This window comes from Pseudomonas sp. 1121_17, assembly GCF_052850745.1.
Genome location: NZ_VXCX01000004.1, coordinates 223359 through 241348, shown reverse-complemented (window position 1 = coordinate 241348; position 17990 = coordinate 223359). Strand labels below are relative to the sequence as shown.

Here is a 17990-nt window from a genome sequence, read left to right as displayed (position 1 = left end):
TGCAGTCGTTTTGACGGTGTACCGAATTGATTGAATGCGCGCTCGGGGCCGAGCGCGTTTAAGACTGCTTGGAGGTCTAATTGAACAAAGACATGAAAATCCTCATCGTTGACGACTTTTCGACGATGCGGCGGATCATCAAGAACCTCTTGCGTGATCTGGGCTTCACCAATACCCAGGAAGCCGACGATGGCCTGACCGCCATGCCGATGCTCGAAAGCGGCCACTTTGACTTCCTCGTCACCGACTGGAACATGCCCGGCATGTCCGGCATCGACCTGCTGCGCAAAGTGCGTGCCGATGAACGTCTGAAGACGCTGCCGGTGCTGATGGTAACTGCCGAAGCCAAGCGTGATCAGATCATCGAAGCGGCCCAGGCCGGCGTCAATGGTTACGTGGTCAAGCCGTTCACCGCCCAGGTGCTCAAAGAGAAGATCGAAAAGATCTTCGAACGCGTGAATAGCTAAATCACGCCAGGGGGCGCCATGGACTCTAACAACAACTCTTTGGGTGAGTTTGAAAACACCCTGAAGAAGCACGCTCAGGAACTGGTCGAGAGCCTTGAGCGCGGCCGGTTCGGCGATGCGGTGCAGCTGATTCATCAGCTCAACCAGACACGCGACCGTGGCCTTTACCAGGAAGTCGGCAAACTGACCCGCGAGCTGCACAGTGCGATCGTCAGTTTCCAGATCGACCCGGCAATGCCGCAGGCCGAGGAAGTCTCGCAGATCACCGATGCCACCGAGCGTTTGTCCTACGTGGTCAAACTGACCGAGGGCGCCGCCAACCGCACCATGGACCTGGTCGAAGCGAGCACCCCGGTACTCAACGACCTCGCCGGTGAGGCCCAGGCGCTGAGCACTGACTGGCAGCGCTTCATGCGCCGTGAAGTAGCCGCGCCGGAGTTTCGCGATCTGGTCAAACGGGTCGACAGTTTCCTGACGCACAGTGCCGAGGGCAACCGCAAGGTGTCCGGGCACCTCAACGATATCTTGCTGGCTCAGGACTATCAGGACCTGACCGGCCAGGTGATCAAACGCGTCACCGCGTTGGTCACCGAAGTTGAAAGCAATCTGCTCAAGCTCGTGCTGATGGCCAGTCAGGTCGACCGCTTTGCTGGTATCGAACATGACCACGATCAGTTGCGCGCTGAAAAAGATCAAGAAAAACATCCGACTCGGGGTGAAGGTCCGCAGATTCATGCCGATAAGCGTGAAGACGTTGTGTCCGGTCAGGACGATGTCGACGATCTGCTGTCCAGCCTTGGTTTTTAGGGAGCACGTTTAATGAGCTTCGGCGCCGATGAAGAAATCCTTCAGGATTTCCTGGTAGAAGCCGGGGAAATTCTTGAGTTGTTGTCCGAGCAATTGGTCGAGCTGGAAAGCCGACCGGATGATGCCGACCTGCTCAATGCGATTTTCCGCGGTTTTCACACTGTAAAAGGGGGCGCCGGCTTCCTCCAGCTCAATGAGCTGGTGGAGTGCTGCCACATTGCCGAGAACGTCTTCGACATCCTGCGCAAAGGTGAGCGCAGGGTCGACGCCGAGCTGATGGACGTGGTTCTGGAAGCGCTGGATTCGGTCAACAGCATGTTCGGCCAGGTGCGCGAACGCACCGAGGTGACCCCGGCTTCCCGCGAGTTGCTGGCAGCGCTGTCGCGTCTGGCCGAGCCGGGTGCGGCGCCCGCGCCTGCTGCGGTGGTCGAGCCTGAGCCAGCGGTGGTCGAGGAAGACATCACCGACACCGAGTTCGAACAACTGCTCGACTCGCTCGATGCGGTCAAGGCCGAGGCCGAGGCTGCCGAACAGCCGCAGCACGGCGCGGCCAGCGCCGAGTCGGATGAAATCACCGACGCCGAATTCGAATCTCTGCTCGATCAACTGCACGGCAAGGGCCAGTTCTCGGTCGAGGCGGCCACGGTCGCTCCCGAGGCTGTCGCGCCAGCGCCGGCCGGTGACGAGATTACCGATGACGAATTCGAAGCATTGCTCGACCAGTTGCATGGCAAGGGTACCTTTGCTGCAGATGCGCTGCCGACTGCTGCGGTTGCCGCGGCAGCAGCCAGCCCCGCGCCGGCTGCCAGCGGCGACGAAATCAGCGAGCACGAGTTCGAAGCGCTGCTCGATGAGCTGCACGGCAAAGGTAAGTTCTCGACCGATGCCGCCGAAGCGGCTGCTGTGGCCGTTGCTCCGGTAGCAGCCAAGGCTGAGGTAAAAGCTGCGCCCAAGCCTGCTGCGCCAGCACCGGCAGCTGCCAAGCCTGCGCCAGCTGCACCCGCAGAGAAGCACGCCAGCGAAGCCGAGACGACTGTACGCGTCGATACCGCGCGGCTGGACGAGATCATGAATATGGTTGGCGAGCTGGTGCTGGTGCGTAACCGGCTGGTGCGCCTGGGCCTGAACAGCGGCGACGAAGCCATGTCCAAGGCTGTGTCCAACCTCGATGTGGTCACCGCAGACCTGCAGACTGCGGTAATGAAGACCCGCATGCAGCCGATCAAGAAAGTCTTCGGGCGGTTCCCGCGGCTGGTTCGCGACCTTGCCCGCCAGCTCAAGAAGGAAATCAACCTGGAGCTGGTCGGCGAAGAAACCGACCTCGACAAGAACCTCGTCGAGGCTCTGGCAGACCCGCTGGTCCACTTGGTGCGCAACGCGGTCGACCACGGCATCGAAATGCCCGACGAGCGCGACGCCTCAGGCAAGGCTCGCACCGGCAAGGTGGTGCTTTCGGCAGAACAGGAAGGCGACCATATCCTGCTGTCGATCTCGGACGACGGCAAAGGCATGGACCCCAACGTGCTGCGGGCCAAGGCCGTGGAAAAAGGCCTGATGGACAAGGACGCCGCCGAGCGCCTGAGCGAATCGGACTGCTACAACCTGATCTTTGCCCCGGGCTTCTCTACCAAGACCGAGATTTCCGACGTGTCCGGCCGCGGCGTCGGCATGGACGTGGTGAAAACCAAGATTTCCCAGCTCAACGGCTCGATCAACATCTACTCGGCCAAGGGCCAGGGTTCGAAGATCGTCATCAAGGTGCCGCTGACCCTGGCGATCATGCCGACCCTGATGGTGATGCTGGCCAACCAGGCGTTTGCCTTCCCGCTGGTCAACGTCAACGAGATCTTCCACCTCGACCTGTCGCGCACCAATGTCGTCGACGGCCAGGAAGTGGTCATCGTCCGCGACAAGGCGCTGCCGCTGTTCTACCTCAAGCGCTGGCTGGTCCAGGGCCAGGTGCATGAAGAGCAGCACGAGGGCCATGTGGTGATCCTCTCGGTCGGCACCCAGCGCATCGGCTTTGTGGTCGACCAGCTGGTCGGCCAGGAAGAGGTGGTGATCAAGCCGTTGGGCAAGATGCTGCAGGGCACCCCGGGCATGTCTGGCGCGACGATCACTGGCGATGGCCGGATTGCGTTGATCCTCGACGTCCCGAGCATGCTCAAGCGTTACGCCGCCAAGCGTTATTGATTTTCGGTGGCGCAGCCTCGCGGTTGCGGCATCTAATGGAGTGTTTATGGCAGTCAAGGTCCTGGTGGTGGATGATTCCGGTTTCTTCCGCCGGCGCGTTTCGGAAATTCTCTCGTCCGACCCGACGATCCAGGTTGTGGGTACCGCGACCAATGGCAAGGAAGCAATCGACCAGGCGCTGTCGCTCAAGCCCGATGTCATCACCATGGACTATGAAATGCCCATGATGGACGGCATCACCGCGGTGCGGCACATCATGCAGCGCTGCCCGACGCCGGTGTTGATGTTCTCGTCGCTGACCCATGAAGGCGCCCGGGTAACCCTCGACGCGCTGGATGCCGGGGCGGTCGACTACCTGCCGAAAAACTTCGAAGACATTTCGCGTAACCCAGAAAAGGTTAAACAGATGCTCTGCGAGAAGGTACATACCATCTCGCGCAGCAACCGCCGCTTGAGCAGCTATGCCGCACCGGCGCCCGCGCCAGCTGCGAGCAGCCCTGCACCGGCCAGCAGCCTTGGCCACACACCTGCACCGCGCACTCCGACGCCTGCTCCCGTGCGTAGCCCGGCAGCGCCTGCTGCGGCGCATTCGCCGGCGCCCAAGCGCAAGCCCTACAAGCTGGTTGCGATCGGCACCTCGACCGGTGGCCCGGTTGCGCTGCAGCGTGTCCTGACGCAACTGCCCGCCAACTTCCCGGCACCGATCGTGTTGATCCAGCACATGCCCGCGGCGTTCACCAAGGCCTTTGCCGAACGCCTCGACAAGCTCTGCCGGATCAACGTCAAGGAAGCCGAAGACGGCGACATGCTGCGCCCAGGTCTGGCGCTGCTAGCGCCTGGCGGCAAGCAGATGATGGTCGATGGCCGCGGCATGGTGAAAATCCTGCCGGGCGATGAGCGCCTCAACTACAAGCCATGTGTGGATATCACCTTCGGCTCGGCGGCCAAGTCCTACGGTGACAAGGTCCTGTCGGTAGTACTTACCGGCATGGGCGCGGATGGCCGTGAAGGTGCGCGCCTGCTCAAGCAGGGCGGTAGCACGGTGTGGGCGCAGGACGAAGCCAGTTGCGTGATCTATGGCATGCCCATGGCCATCGTCAAGGCCAACCTGGCCGACGCGGTGTACAGTCTTGACGATATCGGCAAGCACCTGGTCGAGGCCTGCGTCTGATGGACGTACTCAGCCTGATCGGCCTGATCCTCGCTTTCGTCGCCATTGTCGGCGGCAACTTCCTCGAGGGCGGGCATGTCGGTGCGCTGCTCAACGCGCCAGCTGCGTTGATCGTGCTCGGCGGCACCCTCGGCGCGGCCATGCTGCAGGCACCGCTGCCGTCGTTCAAGCGTGCGCTGCAGATCGCTCGCTGGATCATCTTCCCGCCGCGGGTCGACCTGGCCGGTGGTATCGATCGGGTAGTCAATTGGAGCCTGACCGCACGCAAGGAGGGCCTGCTCGGCCTGGAAGGCGTGGCTGACGGCGAGCCTGATCCGTATGCGCGCAAGGGCTTGCAACTGCTGGTCGACGGCGCCGAGCCGGAGGCTATCCGGAGCATCCTCGAGGTGGATTTCCTGACCCAGGAAAGCCGCGATATCCAGGCGGCAAAAGTGTTCGAAAGCATGGGCGGCTATGCGCCGACCATCGGCATCATCGGTGCGGTGATGGGCCTGATCCATGTCATGGGCAACCTGGCCGACCCGTCCCAACTGGGCAACGGCATCGCCGTGGCGTTTGTCGCTACCATCTATGGCGTGGCCAGTGCCAACCTGATCCTGCTGCCGGTCGCCAACAAGCTCAAAGCCATCGTCATGCGTCAGTCACGCTACCGCGAGATGCTGCTCGAAGGCCTGCTGTCTATCGCCGAAGGCGAAAACCCACGCTCGATCGAGCTGAAGCTGCAAGGCTTCATGGAGTAAGCCATGCGTCGCCGTCGCCATACCGAAGAACCCGAGAACCACGAGCGCTGGCTGGTGTCGTACGCCGACTTCATTACACTCCTGTTTGCCTTTTTCGTGGTCATGTATTCGATCTCTTCGATCAACGAGGGCAAGTACAAGGTCGTCTCGCAGGCCTTGCTCGGCGTGTTCAATGACCCTGAGCGGGCCATGCGGGCCATCCCGATCGGCGAAGAACAGCCGCTCAGCATCAAGCCAGCCGAGCCGTTGATCAAAGACAGCGAGCAGACCGATGCGGGCCTCGGCCAGACCAGCGCCGACCCGCTGCAGACCATCAGCGATGATGTGCGCAGCGCTTTCGGCGATTTGATCAGCTCCAACCAGATGACCGTGCGCGGCAACGAACTGTGGGTCGAGGTTGAGCTCAATTCGGCGCTGTTGTTTGGCAGTGGCGATGCCATGCCCAGCGACGCTGCATTCGCGATCATCGAGAAGGTGGCGAATATCCTCAAGCCGTTCGCCAACCCGGTGCACGTCGAGGGCTTTACCGACAACCTGCCGATCCGCACTGCGCAGTACCCGACCAACTGGGAACTGTCGGCCTCGCGTGCGGCCAGTATCGTCCGCCTGTTGGCCATGAACGGCGTCAATCCCGGGCGCATGGCCTCGGTCGGCTATGGCGAGTATCAACCGGTCGCCAGCAACGATACGGCCGAGGGCCGTGCGCGCAATCGACGGGTCGTGCTGGTGATTTCGCGCAACCTGGAAGTACGCCGCAGCCTGACCGCAACCGGCAGCGCCAATGCGACCCCGGATGCGGCGATGCGCCGGGCTGGCACACAAAGTGCACCGCCAAGCGCAGTAGCGGCGGGAGGGGGCTAGCCCCGTCAAATCCCCGTCACAGAATTTCACACCGTTCCCGGGAGGGCAGGCGGCCATACCGGGAGGAAGCAGCGCACCATGAGAGTCTGGGCAGTAGCCAATCAAAAAGGTGGCGTCGGCAAGACCACCACAACCATCGCCCTGGCCGGCTTGCTGGCCGATGCGGGCAAGCGCGTGGTCGTTGTCGATCTCGACCCGCACGGCTCTATGACCAGCTATTTCGGGCATAACCCGGATGCGCTGGAGCACAGCTGCTACGACCTGTTCCTGCACAAGGGCACGGTGCCCGAGGGCTTGCCGGGGCAGCTGCTGCTGCCGACCAGCCACGAACGTATCTCGTTGCTGCCGTCGAGCACAGCGCTGGCGGTGCTCGAGCGGCAGTCGCCGGGCCAGAGTGGCCTGGGCCTGGTGATCGCCAAGAGTCTGGCGCAGCTGTGGCAGGATTTCGACTTTGCCCTGATCGACAGCCCGCCGTTGCTCGGCGTGCTGATGGTTAACGCGTTGGCGGCCAGCCAGCAGTTGGTGATCCCGGTGCAGACCGAGTTCCTCGCCGTCAAAGGCCTTGAGCGCATGGTCGGCACCTTGGCGATGATCAACCGCTCGCGCAAGCAGGCGCTGCCGTATCAGATCGTGCCGACCCTGTTCGACCGTCGCACCCAGGCATCACTGGGCACCCTCAAGGTGCTGCGTGATACCTATGCCGACAGCGTCTGGCAGGGCTATATCCCGGTCGACACGCGTCTGCGCGATGCCAGCCGGGCCGGGGTCACGCCATCGCAGTTCGATGGCAAGAGCCGCGGCGTTGTGGCCTATCGGGCCTTGCTCAAACATATGCTCACCTACAAACCCGCATTGCAGGTGGCCTGATGAAACACGCGCAACAGCTTGCCAGCAAACCGCAACTGGCCTTGCAGAGTTACCTCGATGGCCTGTTGCAGGAGGCTACCGAGCCCCTCGACCTTGACCTGCCAGCAGTAGTGGTCGAGGAGGCGCCAAGCAGCGACTTCGAAGCCGCCGTGCGCGAAGAGCAGGCACGTGATGCCCAGCGCAAGGCTGCTGTTGTCGACGTAGCTGGCGCCAGGCCGTTTGCCGAGCCGCAGGCCAAGCTGCTGCCGACCGTGCTGGCACCCGCTGTGGCAGCGCCAGAACCGCTGCTCAGCGTTGTCGAGACTACGGTGGTGGCTGAGGCGAGCATTCCGTTGCTGACCGAGGTCGAAGCGCCTGAGCCGGTCGCGCCGTTGGTCGAAGTGCACTTGCCGGCAGCCAATGTGCCGACGCCGCCTGCGACCAGCGATGGTCGTCCGGCCTGGGCTGCGGAGCCGTTCGAATGCCTGTTGTTCGATGTAGCCGGGCTGACCCTCGCGGTGCCGCTGGTGTGCCTGGGTTCGATTTACACCCTGGCCGGGCAGGAGCTGACCCCATTGTTCGGTCAGCCGGACTGGTTCCTGGGCATCCTTACCTGCCAGACAGGCAACCTCAAGGTGCTCGATACGGCGCGTTGGGTGATGCCCGATCGCTATCGCGACGACTTCCGTGAGGGCTTGCAGTACGTGATTTCAGTGCAGGGCTACGAATGGGGGCTGGCGGTGCATCAGGTCAGCCGCTCGTTGCGCCTGGATCCCAACGAGATCAAGTGGCGTAGTCAGCGCGGGCAGCGGCCCTGGCTGGCCGGCACGGTCATCGAACACATGTGTGCGTTGCTCGACGTCGCTGAACTGGCCGAGTTGATCGCCAGCGGCGCCGTCAAGCAGATGCACGCCAAACACCAATAATTCGCGGCCACGGCCGCACCGAGCACACCGCCGCTGGCGGCATTTGAGGGTAGGGGAATGAAAAAGTCGTCCGCACAGGGTTCTGAAGATCCGATTCTGCAGTGGGTTACCTTCCGTCTGGACAACGAGTCCTACGGCATCAACGTCATGCAGGTGCAGGAAGTTCTGCGTTACACCGAGATCGCGCCAGTGCCGGGTGCGCCGAGCTATGTGCTGGGCATCATCAACCTGCGCGGCAACGTCGTCACCGTGATCGACACCCGCCAGCGCTTTGGCCTGGTGCCGACCGAGGTCACCGACAATACTCGTGTGGTGATCATCGAAGCCGACAAGCAAGTGGTCGGCATTCTGGTCGACAGCGTTGCCGAAGTGGTTTACCTGCGGCAGTCGGAAATCGAAACCGCGCCGAACGTGGGTAACGAAGAGTCGGCCAAGTTCATCCAGGGCGTGTGCAACAAGAATGGCGAGCTGTTGATCCTGGTCGAGCTGGACAAGATGATGACCGAAGAAGAATGGTCCGAGCTGGAGAACATCTGAGTTGATTTTCGAAGCTGCTGTCGTTTTCCTGGCGCTGCTTTGGGCGCTGAGCCTGTGGTTTTTCCTCAAATACCGCAAGCACCAGCAAGAGCTGGCAACGCAGCAGGCCCAGGGCGATGCCGTGCGTGATCAACGCATCAAGGAGCTGGCCAAGCGGGTGGACGACTATCAGAACGGCACCGTGCGCATGGGCGAGGCAATCCATGAGTTGCGTGCAGTGGTTGCGCCGCTGCCGGACAAGCTGCAGCAACTGGAGCAGCGTGATCCCAACGATGTGACCTTTTCCCAGGCGGCCAAGCTGGTTGGCATGGGCGCCAGTGTCAGCGAGCTGACCCAGACCTGTGGTTTGACCCAAGCCGAGGCGGAGCTGATGCGCAAATTGCATCGCGGTAACTGAAGTTGCGTGGCGGGGGCCAGCAATCTGGGCCCTGCCACGCAGCACGTGCCAGGCAACTGTTGTCAATCAAGACTGCGGGGGCGCCAGCAGGACGCTGGCGGGCGTGATGTCGCGCGGTGTCGCATCAGCCTCGGCAAACCCGACCGGGACCTTGCCGCGCAACTGCCAGGCAAACGCAATGATTTCGGCAATGGTCAGGTACAGCGCCTCGGGAATCTGATCACCCAGCTCCAGGCGGGCCAGCAGGCGCACTAGCTCGGCATTCTCGTAGATGGGCACTTCGTGCTCGCGGGCAATGGCCAGGATCGCCTCAGCTAGCTCATCTTCACCTTTTGCGCTCAGTGTCGGTGCCTGTTGACCGTCATAGCTGAGGGCAATGGCCTGACGTGATTGCTTGTCACTCATGCGGTCTCATCCACCCAGCGTTGTTCGACACGTGTTTTCGGACCTTGTGGCGGCGTGCCGGCATGGCATTGCAGGTCGCCGACTTCGAGGCCACGGTCAAGCAGGCGTGTGCGCAAGCTGCCCAGTTGGCTGTCGATCAATTGCGCGGTCTGCGCAAGCTCCGCCCACAATTGCCCGGACAAGCGGCCCTGACTGAGCTGCGCCTGCACCTGCAACGGGCCGAGCGGCGGCAGGTCGAAGGCCAGTTCGATGCGCCACAACGACTCGAGCGGATCGCGTTGCTCGCGCTGGCCGTCAGCGTGCTGCTGCGGGGTTTCTTCGCGCTGCAGCTTGGCTTGCAAAGGGATGAACTCCTGGCCGTGGCGGATCGGGATTTCGGCCTGCCAGGTGGTCTGCAGGTTACCGTTTTCGCTCACACCGGTCTGTTGCAGGCTGCTCAGGGCGTGGCTCTGCAAGCGCGACACGGCAGCCGCAGCCAGACGCAGCAGTTGCTCCAGATCGCCTTCCTGCTCCAGGCTCTGCAGCAACCGTGACGGTAGTGGGAAACTGCCTGGTTGCGGTCGGGGGCTGACCCGGTCAAGCATGCCCAGTGCACTGCGGGCGAAGCCGGGCATCACCTGCGCCAAGGTATTGGCAGCAACGGTGGGGTTGCTCATGGGGCTGGTGGCGTTCGGCAGCGCCTGCGCAACCAGCCTGATCAATTGCGCTTTGAGGTCTGGGGCGATACCCGCAGGCAAACCGGCCAACAGCTTCGCCTCAAGAAAACCACCACTGTTGCTCAATGCCTGCGCCACGCCTTTGGGATCGCTGAGCTGGCGCGCATCCGGCAGGCTGGCCAGCAGGCGCTCGGCGCTGGCGCGCAGTTGGCTGCCCGTGTCGGGATCGCTGGCGAGCTGCTGCAATGCGCTGAGCACACCGGGCAGCGAAGCTTGCCGAGCCTGCTGGTTGGCCAGTTGCTGGCTGATCAGCAACTGATCCTGACGCCCGCTCAACGGCACGAAGCGCAGTGACTGGTCGCCCTGCACCAAAGCGCTGAGCAGGCTGCCCACCGGCAACGGGCGCGGGCTGTCGATACTCAGGGTGGCGCCGGCCTGGCTGCTGTTGAGCAGGCTGACCAACGCGCGAAAACTGGCAGTTTCACCGGGGTTGACAAGCAATGCCTGGTTGCTCAGGACCTTGCCCTGCAGCAGGGTACCGATCGGCACCTGGCTGGTGTCGAGGCGGGTGAGGGTGGTGACATTGTTGGCGTTGGCCTGCTGCACCATGACTGCCAGGCGATTGCTGTCGGTCTGGCTCAGCAGCAGTTGGCTGCCCGGAGCCAATGGTTGGCTGGCGGTGGTCTGGACCTGGGTCTGAGTACCGTTGGCGGCAGTCAGGCGCAGCAGCAACTGAAAGTCGACGCCAAGCTGGCGCAGCGACATGACCTCGGCCTTGGCAGTCTCGCCGGGCGCGATCAGCCCGGGCTGCGGTTGCAGCAGGCGCAGCAGTTCGCCGGTCATGGCAGCCTTGGCTACCTGCGGGGCGATTGCGCTTTGTGCGCCGAGACTATTGATTTCAGTCATGATTGTATACAACCTGTCAAAGCAGCCCTCTTGGCAGCGCGGCGGCGCGTGTAATAATGCCGGCCACGTCGCCCACCACTGTCAGTATAACGGCAGGCCAGGGGGCGACTTGAGACTCAGGCTCCACACAGAATAAGGCGGTACCGTGACCCTTGACCTTCGAGCCACCGGCCTGGCGTGCGAGCGCGACTGGCGCCTGCTGTTTGAACACCTGGATTTTCAGCTGGGCCCAGGCGACATGCTGCAGATCAGCGGCCCCAACGGCAGCGGCAAGACCAGCCTGCTGCGGCTGTTGGCCGGGCTGATGCAGCCCACCGCCGGGCAGATCCAGCTCAATGGCCAGCCATTGGCGGAGCAGCCGCAGGCACTGGCCAGCATCCTGCTGTGGATCGGTCATGCGGCGGGTATCAAGGATTTGCTCACGGCCGAAGAGAACCTCGCCTGGCTCTGCGCGCTGCATCAGCCGGCCAGTGTCGAGGCGATCTGGCAGGCCCTGGCCGCAGTCGGCCTGCGAGGTTTTGAAGATGTGCCCTGCCACACCCTGTCTGCCGGCCAGCAGCGGCGGGTGGCGCTGGCGCGGCTGTACCTGGCCGGGCCGCCACTGTGGATTCTCGATGAGCCGTTCACCGCCCTCGACAAACAGGGCGTGGCGCAGCTTGAAGCGCACCTGGCGGCGCACTGCGAGGCGGGCGGCACAGTGGTGCTGACCACGCACCACAGCCTCACGCTCAAGCCTGCCGGCTACCGTGAACTGAATGTGGGGCAGTGGGCCCCATGAGTGTATTCGTCCTGTTGTTGCGCCGCGAAGCGCGCCTGCTGTTCCGCCGCCCGGCCGAGCTGGCCAACCCCTTGGTGTTTTTCGCCATTGTAGTGGCATTGTTCCCCCTTGCCGTCGGCCCCGAGACGCAATTGTTGCAAACCTTGTCGCCTGGCCTGGTCTGGGTAGCCGCGCTGCTTGCGGTACTACTGTCGTTGGACGGCTTGTTTCGCAGCGATTTTGAAGACGGCTCGCTCGAGCAATGGGTGCTGTCGCCGCATCCGCTGGCGCTGCTGGTGCTGGCCAAGGTGCTGGCGCATTGGATCTTTTCCGGGCTGGCGCTGGTATTGTTGGCGCCGCTGCTGGCGCTGATGCTAGGCCTGCCGGCGAGTTGCCTGCCGGTGCTGCTGGCCTCGCTGCTGCTGGGCACGCCGGTGCTGAGCCTGCTCGGTGCAGTGGGCGCGGCGCTGACCGTGGGCCTCAAGCGCGGTGGTTTGTTACTGGCGCTACTGATTTTGCCGTTGTATATCCCAGTATTGATCCTGGGCAGTGGCGCCTTGCAAGCGGCGTTGCAGAATATGCCCGCCACTGGCCACCTGTTGTGGCTGGCCAGCCTGACTGCCCTGGCTGTGACCCTGGCACCCTTTGCGATAGCGGCCGGCCTGAAGATCAGCGTCGGCGAATAACGAGATCTGGGCCTACGGCAGAATGCTCAAGGCCCAGCCAAGACCGGATGTACCTGATGAAAATAAGCTGGACGTGGTTCCACAAGCTCGGCTCGCCCAAATGGTTCTACGCCATCAGCGGGCGCATGCTGCCCTGGCTGGCGGTGGCCGCCGTGCTGTTGCTGACAGTCGGCATGGTCTGGGGCCTGGCCTTTGCGCCGCAGGACTACCAGCAGGGCAACAGCTTCCGCATCATCTATATCCATGTGCCGGCGGCCATGCTGGCGCAGTCCTGCTATGTGCTGCTGGCGGTGGCCGGTGTGGTCGGGCTGGTGTGGAAAATGAAGATCGCCGATGTCGCTCTGCAGTGCGCGGCTCCCATTGGCGCCTGGATGACCGCCGTAGCGCTGGTCACCGGGGCCATCTGGGGCAAGCCGACCTGGGGTAGCTGGTGGGTCTGGGATGCGCGCCTAACGTCGATGCTGATCCTGCTTTTTCTGTACTTCGGCATCATTGCGCTGGGCCAGGCGATCAGTAATCGTGACAGCTCGGCCAAAGCCTGTGCGGTGCTTGCGATCGTGGGCGTGATCAACATCCCGATCATCAAGTACTCGGTGGAGTGGTGGAACACCCTGCACCAGGGCGCGACTTTCACCCTCACCGAAAAGCCGGCGATGCCCGCAGAGATGTGGCTGCCGCTGCTGCTCACCGGGCTTGGCTTCTACTGCTTCTTCGGCGCTGTGCTGCTGTTGCGCATGCGTCTTGAAGTGCTCAAGCGCGAAGCCCGCGCCAGCTGGGTTCGTGAAGAAGTGCTGAACAGCCTGGGGCGGAGGGCAGCATCGTGAGTTTTGCCTCGTTCAGCGAGTTTCTCGCCATGGGCCACCACGGCTTGTACGTATGGTCGGCCTACGGCATCTGCCTGGCAGTGCTGGCGCTCAATGTCGCCGCACCGCTGTTGGCCCGCCGTCGTTATCTGCAAGAAGAGGCGCGTCGTCTGCGCCGGGAGAACAATCAGTGAATCCGCAGCGCAAGAAACGCCTGTTGCTCATCGGTGCCTTGCTGGTCGGGGTCGGCGTCGCCGTAGGCTTTGCCCTGAGTGCCCTGCAGCAGAACATCAACCTGTTCTACACCCCGACCCAGATCGCCACCGGCGAAGCGCCGCTGGACACGCGCATTCGCGCCGGTGGCATGGTCGAGAAGGGGTCTGTGCAGCGCTCGGCTGACTCGCTCGACGTACGGTTCGTGGTCACCGATTTCAACAAGTCGGTGCCGATCACCTATCGCGGCATCCTGCCGGACCTGTTCCGCGAAGGGCAGGGCATCGTTGCCTTGGGCAAGCTCAATGCCGATGGCGTGGTCGTGGCGGATGAAGTGCTGGCCAAGCACGATGAAAAGTACATGCCGCCTGAGGTGACCAAAGCACTCAAGGAAAGCGGCCAGGCGGCCAGCGGCGCGGAGCAGAAGCCATGAATGCTGCTCTGATAGTGCCCGAACTGGGTCAGTTGGCGATGATCCTGGCGATCTGTTTCGCCGTGGTTCAGGCGAGCGTGCCGCTGCTCGGCGCCTGGCGCGGCGACAGCCTGTGGATGAGCCTGGCGCGGCCTGCCGCCTGGGGCCAGTTCGCTTTTCTGGTTTTTGCGTTCGGCTGCCTCACCCATGCGTTCATGACCGACAATTTCTCGGTAGCGTACGTTGCCAGCAACTCCAATACCGCTTTGCCGTGGTACTACAAATTCAGCGCAGTGTGGGGCGCCCATGAAGGCTCGTTGCTGCTGTGGGCATTGATTCTGGGCGGCTGGACCTTCGCCGTGTCGGTGTTCTCGCGCCAGTTGCCACAAGTCATGCTCGCCCGCGTACTGGCGGTGATGGGCATGATCAGCGTGGGCTTCTTGTCCTTCCTGATCGTCACCTCCAACCCGTTCCAGCGCCTGTTGCCGCAGGTGCCGGGCAACGGCCGTGACCTCAACCCGCTGCTGCAGGACTTTGGCCTGATAGTCCATCCGCCGATGCTGTACATGGGCTACGTCGGCTTCTCGGTTGCTTTCGCCTTCGCTATCGCTGCCTTGCTCGGTGGCCGCCTGGATGCCGCCTGGGCGCGCTGGTCGCGGCCATGGACCATCGTCGCCTGGGCGTTCCTCGGGGTCGGTATCACCCTGGGCTCGTGGTGGGCGTACTACGAACTTGGCTGGGGTGGCTGGTGGTTCTGGGACCCGGTCGAAAACGCCTCGTTCATGCCCTGGCTGGTGGGCACCGCCCTGATCCACTCGCTGGCCGTCACGGAAAAACGCGGCGTATTCAAGAGCTGGACGGTATTGCTGGCGATCGCCGCATTCTCGTTGAGCCTGCTCGGCACCTTCCTGGTGCGCTCCGGCGTGCTGACCTCGGTGCATGCCTTTGCCGCCGATCCGGAGCGCGGTGTATTCATCCTGATCTTCCTGCTGTTCGTGGTGGGGGGCTCGCTGACCCTGTTCGCCCTGCGCGCGCCGGTGGTGAAAAGCCAGGTCGGCTTTGCCCTGTGGTCGCGGGAGACCTTGCTGCTGGCCAACAACCTGGTGCTGGTGGTGGCTGCATCGATGATTCTGCTGGGTACGCTGTACCCGCTGGTGCTCGATTCCCTGACCGGGGCCAAACTGTCGGTCGGCCCGCCGTATTTCGATGCGCTGTTCCTGCCGTTGATGGCATTGCTGATGGTGGTGCTCGGGATCGGCGTGCTGGTGCGCTGGAAGGACACGCCGGGCAAATGGCTGGCTGGCATGCTCACACCGGTATTGATTGGCAGCGCAATTCTGGCGCCGATTGCCGGGCTGATTGCCGATGACTTCGACTGGCCGGCGCTGGCGACCTTTGCCCTGGCGGCGTGGGTAGTGCTCGCCGGCCTGCGCGACATCTTCGACAAGACCCGCCACAAAGGCCTGGGCAAGGGCGTGCGCGGCCTGTCCCGCAGCTATTGGGGCATGCAGGTCGCGCATCTGGGCCTGGCTGTGTGCGCCCTGGGCGTGGTGCTGTCGAGCAACAACAGCGCCGAGCGCGACCTGCGCATGGCACCGGGCGAGACGGTCGAGCTTGGCGGCTATCACTTCCTGTTCGAAGGCGCCAAGCACTTCGAAGGGCCAAACTTCATCTCCGACCGTGGCACCGTGCGGGTTTCCAAGGACGGTCGCGAGGTCAGCGTGCTGCACCCCGAGAAGCGTCTGTACACCGTGCAGCAGTCGATGATGACCGAGGCCGGGATCGATGCCGGTTTCACCCGTGACCTCTACGTGGCCCTCGGCGAGCCGCTGGAAAACGGCGCCTGGGCCGTGCGCGTGCACATCAAACCGTATGTTCGCTGGATCTGGCTGGGCGGTCTGCTGACCGGCCTGGGCGGGCTACTGGCAGCCTTCGACCGGCGTTACCGGGTCAAGGTCAAGAGCCGCGTGCGTGAAGCCCTCGGCGCGACTGGAGCAACTGCATGAAGCGTTGGATGATGGTCCTGCCGTTGGCGGTGTTTCTGCTGATGGCAGTGTTTCTCTACAAGGGCTTGTTCCTTAAGCCCGATGAGCTGCCGTCGGCGATGATAGGCAAGCCATTCCCGGCTTTCTCGCTGGCCTCCACCCAAGCCGACCGCAGCCTGACCCAGGCCGATCTGCTCGGCCGGCCGGCGCTGGTCAACGTGTGGGCCACCTGGTGCCCGTCGTGCAAGGTTGAGCATCCTTACCTGAACAAGCTGGCCGAGCAGGGCGTGGTCATCCATGGCGTCAACTACAAGGACGATAACGCTGCGGCGTTGAAGTGGCTCGCCGAGTTCCACAATCCGTATCAGCTGGATATCCGCGACGAGCAGGGCACTCTGGGTCTGGACCTTGGTGTGTATGGTGCGCCGGAGACCTTTCTGATCGATGCCAAGGGCATCATCCGCTACAAGCACGTCGGTATTGTCGATGCCACGGTCTGGCGCGAGCAGCTGGCGCCGCTGTACCAGGGCCTGGTCGATGAGGCCAAGCCATGAAGCGCTGGTTGGCAGCAGCCGTGCTCGGCCTGAGCCTGGTGAGCGTGGCAAAGGCCGCGATCGACACCTATCAGTTTCGTGACGACGCCGAGCGCGAGCGCTATCAGCAACTGACCAAGGAGCTGCGCTGCCCCAAGTGTCAGAACCAGGACATCGCTGACTCCAATGCGCCGATTGCCGCCGACCTGCGTCGGGAGATCTTCCGCATGCTCGGCGAAGGCCAGAGCAATCAGCAGATCGTTGCCTTCATGGTTGATCGCTATGGCGACTTCGTCCGTTACAAACCGGCCTTGAGCGGGCGCACCTGGCTGCTCTGGTTCGGCCCGGCAATTCTGCTGGCGGGGGGCTTTGTCATGCTGGCGGTGATTGTCCGCCGGCGCCGGCAGCCGCTGGCAAGCGGCAGCGCGCAGCTGTCGGTGGAAGAACGCGAACGTCTCGCCAAACTGTTGGATAAAGAAGCTACCCATGACTGAATTCTGGCTTGGCGCGGGCCTGTTGTTGCTCGCCGCCCTCGGCTTTCTGCTGATCCCGATCCTGCGTGGCCGTGGCCGCCAGCAGGAACAAGACCGTACCGCCCTGAATGTGGCGCTGTATCAGGAACGTGTCGCCGAATTGAGCGCGCAGCAGGCTGCCGGCGTACTCGATGCCGAGCAACTGGCCAGCGGCCGTGATGAAGCCGCGCGGGAACTGCTGGCCGATACCGAAGGCGCCGGCGAACCGCGCCAAGCTCATCTGGGGCGGGCGGTACCGCTGTTGGCAGCGTTGCTGGTGCCGGTGATGGCGGTGGGGCTGTATCTGCATTTTGGTGCTGCGGACAAGGTCGAGCTGACCCGTGAGTTTGCTCAGGCGCCAAAGACCATGGACGAGATGACCAGCCGCCTCGAGCGCGCCGTGCAGGCCCAGCCGGATTCAGCTGAAGGTTTGTACTTCCTCGGTCGCGCATACATGGCCGACCAGCGCCCGGCTGACGCAGCGAAGATCTTCGAGCGTGCCGTTGCCCTCGCTGGTCGCCAGCCAGAGCTGCTCGGGCAGTGGGCCCAGGCGCTGTACTTTGCTGCCGACAAACAATGGAGCGCACAGCTGCAGGAGCTTACCGACGAAGCGCTCAAGGCTGACCCCAAGGAAGTCACCAGCCTCGGCCTGCGCGGCATCGCCGCGTTCGAAGGCGAACGCTATCAGGAGGCCATCGACTACTGGCAGCGCCTGCTGGCGCAATTGCCTGAGGGTGATGCCTCGCGCGCCGCGTTGCAGGGCGGTATCGATCGCGCCGCCGACAATCTCAGCGGCGCGCCAGGCAAAGCGGCCGCACCAGCTGTATCGCCCGCGCGCTTGCAGGTACGGGTCGAGCTGGCCACAGCGCTGCAGGGCAAGGTTCAGCCGAGCGACACGGTGTTCATCTTCGCCCGCGCCAAAAGCGGCCCGCCGATGCCGTTGGCGGCCAAGCGGGTGACGGTGGGCCAGCTGCCGATCGAAGTTGAACTGTCAGACGCTGATGCCATGGTGGCGCAGATGAAACTGTCCGATTTTGCCGAAGTCCAACTGGTTGCACGGGTGTCCCGCGCAGGCCAGCCGACTAAAGGCGAATGGATCGGCCAGAGCACGCCGATGAGCAATCGCACGCCGGGCACTCAGCACCTGACAATCGACAGCCCTGACCAATAAGAGAGC

General features: G+C 63.2%; 21 protein-coding genes. 19 read left to right on the top strand and 2 right to left on the bottom strand.

From position 1 onward, the window contains the following. Window positions 1–92: 92 nt before the first annotated feature. The 10 genes from FW789_RS11245 (at window position 93) to FW789_RS11200 (ending at window position 8945) form a co-directional block, all read left to right on the top strand. Window positions 93–467: a chemotaxis response regulator CheY gene (locus FW789_RS11245; protein ID WP_181003786.1), complete on the top strand. Its 375-nt coding sequence runs from the start codon at window positions 93–95 to the stop codon at window positions 465–467. A gap of 18 nt (window positions 468–485) precedes the next feature. Next, window positions 486–1274, top strand: a complete 789-nt coding sequence (locus FW789_RS11240; protein ID WP_103436662.1) for a protein phosphatase CheZ — start codon at window positions 486–488, stop codon at window positions 1272–1274. Window positions 1275–1286: 12 nt separating this feature from the next. After that, window positions 1287–3467, top strand: coding sequence for a chemotaxis protein CheA (locus FW789_RS11235; RefSeq protein ID WP_207072650.1), 2181 nt, complete (start codon window positions 1287–1289; stop codon window positions 3465–3467). A 46-nt stretch (window positions 3468–3513) separates the two neighbouring features. Then, window positions 3514–4638 carry a protein-glutamate methylesterase/protein-glutamine glutaminase gene (locus tag FW789_RS11230; RefSeq protein ID WP_340611519.1) on the top strand — a complete coding sequence of 375 codons (1125 nt, stop codon included), beginning with the start codon at window positions 3514–3516 and terminating at the stop codon, window positions 4636–4638. After that, complete coding sequence (locus FW789_RS11225; protein WP_101317895.1) at window positions 4638–5378, top strand: flagellar motor protein; 741 nt, start codon at window positions 4638–4640, stop codon at window positions 5376–5378. Before FW789_RS11230 ends, FW789_RS11225 begins: the two co-directional genes overlap by 1 nt. Before the next feature lie 3 nt (window positions 5379–5381). Next, a complete protein-coding gene (gene motD / locus FW789_RS11220) occupies window positions 5382–6239 on the top strand; it encodes a flagellar motor protein MotD (RefSeq protein WP_101317897.1) in 858 nt (285 codons plus the stop codon). Window positions 6240–6317: 78 nt separating this feature from the next. Then, window positions 6318–7106, top strand: coding sequence for a ParA family protein (locus FW789_RS11215; RefSeq protein WP_101317899.1), 789 nt, complete (start codon window positions 6318–6320; stop codon window positions 7104–7106). After that, complete coding sequence (locus tag FW789_RS11210; protein ID WP_446431457.1) at window positions 7106–8011, top strand: chemotaxis protein CheW; 906 nt, start codon at window positions 7106–7108, stop codon at window positions 8009–8011. Before FW789_RS11215 ends, FW789_RS11210 begins: the two co-directional genes overlap by 1 nt. A gap of 57 nt (window positions 8012–8068) precedes the next feature. Beyond that, window positions 8069–8548: a chemotaxis protein CheW gene (locus FW789_RS11205; protein WP_101317903.1), complete on the top strand. Its 480-nt coding sequence runs from the start codon at window positions 8069–8071 to the stop codon at window positions 8546–8548. 1 nt (window position 8549) lies between these two features. Next, the gene (locus tag FW789_RS11200) at window positions 8550–8945 is read left to right on the top strand and encodes a DUF2802 domain-containing protein (protein ID WP_103436666.1); all 396 of its coding nucleotides are present in this window, start codon (window positions 8550–8552) and stop codon (window positions 8943–8945) included. 66 nt (window positions 8946–9011) lie between these two features. On the opposite strand, the gene FW789_RS11195 is transcribed toward FW789_RS11200, so the two are convergent. Continuing rightward, entirely contained in the window at window positions 9012–9350 is a 339-nt protein-coding gene (locus FW789_RS11195) for an EscU/YscU/HrcU family type III secretion system export apparatus switch protein (RefSeq protein ID WP_340611527.1), read from the bottom strand. Further along, on the bottom strand, window positions 9347–10912 hold the full coding sequence (gene fliK / locus FW789_RS11190; RefSeq protein ID WP_446431456.1) for a flagellar hook-length control protein FliK: 1566 nt from the start codon (window positions 10910–10912) through the stop codon (window positions 9347–9349). Before fliK ends, FW789_RS11195 begins: the two co-directional genes overlap by 4 nt. Before the next feature lie 145 nt (window positions 10913–11057). Here fliK and ccmA point away from each other — a divergent pair, with 145 nt between their 5' ends. From ccmA to ccmI, 9 genes are read left to right on the top strand one after another with little or no spacing between them, the layout of a single operon-like run. Continuing rightward, window positions 11058–11690, top strand: a complete 633-nt coding sequence (gene ccmA / locus FW789_RS11185) for a cytochrome c biogenesis heme-transporting ATPase CcmA (RefSeq protein ID WP_446431455.1) — start codon at window positions 11058–11060, stop codon at window positions 11688–11690. Next, complete coding sequence (gene ccmB, locus FW789_RS11180) at window positions 11687–12355, top strand: heme exporter protein CcmB (protein WP_101322971.1); 669 nt, start codon at window positions 11687–11689, stop codon at window positions 12353–12355. The genes ccmA and ccmB overlap by 4 nt, the downstream gene beginning before the upstream one ends. A 56-nt stretch (window positions 12356–12411) precedes the next feature. Further along, window positions 12412–13179: a heme ABC transporter permease gene (locus FW789_RS11175; RefSeq protein WP_103436669.1), complete on the top strand. Its 768-nt coding sequence runs from the start codon at window positions 12412–12414 to the stop codon at window positions 13177–13179. After that, a complete protein-coding gene (gene ccmD, locus FW789_RS11170; protein ID WP_101317919.1) occupies window positions 13176–13352 on the top strand; it encodes a heme exporter protein CcmD in 177 nt (58 codons plus the stop codon). The genes FW789_RS11175 and ccmD overlap by 4 nt, the downstream gene beginning before the upstream one ends. Beyond that, window positions 13349–13804 (top strand): cytochrome c maturation protein CcmE, encoded by a 456-nt coding sequence (ccmE, locus tag FW789_RS11165; RefSeq protein WP_103436670.1) that lies wholly within the window; start codon window positions 13349–13351, stop codon window positions 13802–13804. Before ccmD ends, ccmE begins: the two co-directional genes overlap by 4 nt. An 11-nt stretch (window positions 13805–13815) precedes the next feature. Beyond that, window positions 13816–15789, top strand: a complete 1974-nt coding sequence (locus FW789_RS11160; protein ID WP_178080824.1) for a heme lyase CcmF/NrfE family subunit — start codon at window positions 13816–13818, stop codon at window positions 15787–15789. Then, on the top strand, window positions 15786–16322 hold the full coding sequence (locus tag FW789_RS11155; RefSeq protein WP_340611541.1) for a DsbE family thiol:disulfide interchange protein: 537 nt from the start codon (window positions 15786–15788) through the stop codon (window positions 16320–16322). The genes FW789_RS11160 and FW789_RS11155 overlap by 4 nt, the downstream gene beginning before the upstream one ends. Then, complete coding sequence (locus FW789_RS11150; RefSeq protein ID WP_103436673.1) at window positions 16319–16795, top strand: cytochrome c-type biogenesis protein; 477 nt, start codon at window positions 16319–16321, stop codon at window positions 16793–16795. The genes FW789_RS11155 and FW789_RS11150 overlap by 4 nt, the downstream gene beginning before the upstream one ends. Continuing rightward, window positions 16788–17984 carry a c-type cytochrome biogenesis protein CcmI gene (gene ccmI / locus FW789_RS11145; RefSeq protein WP_446431454.1) on the top strand — a complete coding sequence of 399 codons (1197 nt, stop codon included), beginning with the start codon at window positions 16788–16790 and terminating at the stop codon, window positions 17982–17984. The genes FW789_RS11150 and ccmI overlap by 8 nt, the downstream gene beginning before the upstream one ends. Window positions 17985–17990 lie beyond the last annotated feature (6 nt).

Excerpts from the sequence above, each read along its gene's own strand:
- FW789_RS11245 (WP_181003786.1), top strand. The coding sequence starts at position 93 with ATGAAAATCCTCATCGTTGACGACTTTTCGACGATGCGGCGGATCATC.
- FW789_RS11240 (WP_103436662.1), top strand. The coding sequence starts at position 486 with ATGGACTCTAACAACAACTCTTTGGGTGAGTTTGAAAACACCCTGAAG.
- FW789_RS11235 (WP_207072650.1), top strand. The coding sequence starts at position 1,287 with ATGAGCTTCGGCGCCGATGAAGAAATCCTTCAGGATTTCCTGGTAGAA.
- FW789_RS11230 (WP_340611519.1), top strand. The coding sequence starts at position 3,514 with ATGGCAGTCAAGGTCCTGGTGGTGGATGATTCCGGTTTCTTCCGCCGG.
- FW789_RS11225 (WP_101317895.1), top strand. The coding sequence starts at position 4,638 with ATGGACGTACTCAGCCTGATCGGCCTGATCCTCGCTTTCGTCGCCATT.
- motD (WP_101317897.1), top strand. The coding sequence starts at position 5,382 with ATGCGTCGCCGTCGCCATACCGAAGAACCCGAGAACCACGAGCGCTGG.
- FW789_RS11215 (WP_101317899.1), top strand. The coding sequence starts at position 6,318 with ATGAGAGTCTGGGCAGTAGCCAATCAAAAAGGTGGCGTCGGCAAGACC.
- FW789_RS11210 (WP_446431457.1), top strand. The coding sequence starts at position 7,106 with ATGAAACACGCGCAACAGCTTGCCAGCAAACCGCAACTGGCCTTGCAG.
- FW789_RS11205 (WP_101317903.1), top strand. The coding sequence starts at position 8,069 with ATGAAAAAGTCGTCCGCACAGGGTTCTGAAGATCCGATTCTGCAGTGG.
- FW789_RS11195 (WP_340611527.1), bottom strand. The coding sequence starts at position 9,350 with ATGAGTGACAAGCAATCACGTCAGGCCATTGCCCTCAGCTATGACGGT.
- fliK (WP_446431456.1), bottom strand. The coding sequence starts at position 10,912 with ATGACTGAAATCAATAGTCTCGGCGCACAAAGCGCAATCGCCCCGCAG.
- ccmB (WP_101322971.1), top strand. The coding sequence starts at position 11,687 with ATGAGTGTATTCGTCCTGTTGTTGCGCCGCGAAGCGCGCCTGCTGTTC.
- FW789_RS11175 (WP_103436669.1), top strand. The coding sequence starts at position 12,412 with ATGAAAATAAGCTGGACGTGGTTCCACAAGCTCGGCTCGCCCAAATGG.
- FW789_RS11155 (WP_340611541.1), top strand. The coding sequence starts at position 15,786 with ATGAAGCGTTGGATGATGGTCCTGCCGTTGGCGGTGTTTCTGCTGATG.
- FW789_RS11150 (WP_103436673.1), top strand. The coding sequence starts at position 16,319 with ATGAAGCGCTGGTTGGCAGCAGCCGTGCTCGGCCTGAGCCTGGTGAGC.
- ccmI (WP_446431454.1), top strand. The coding sequence starts at position 16,788 with ATGACTGAATTCTGGCTTGGCGCGGGCCTGTTGTTGCTCGCCGCCCTC.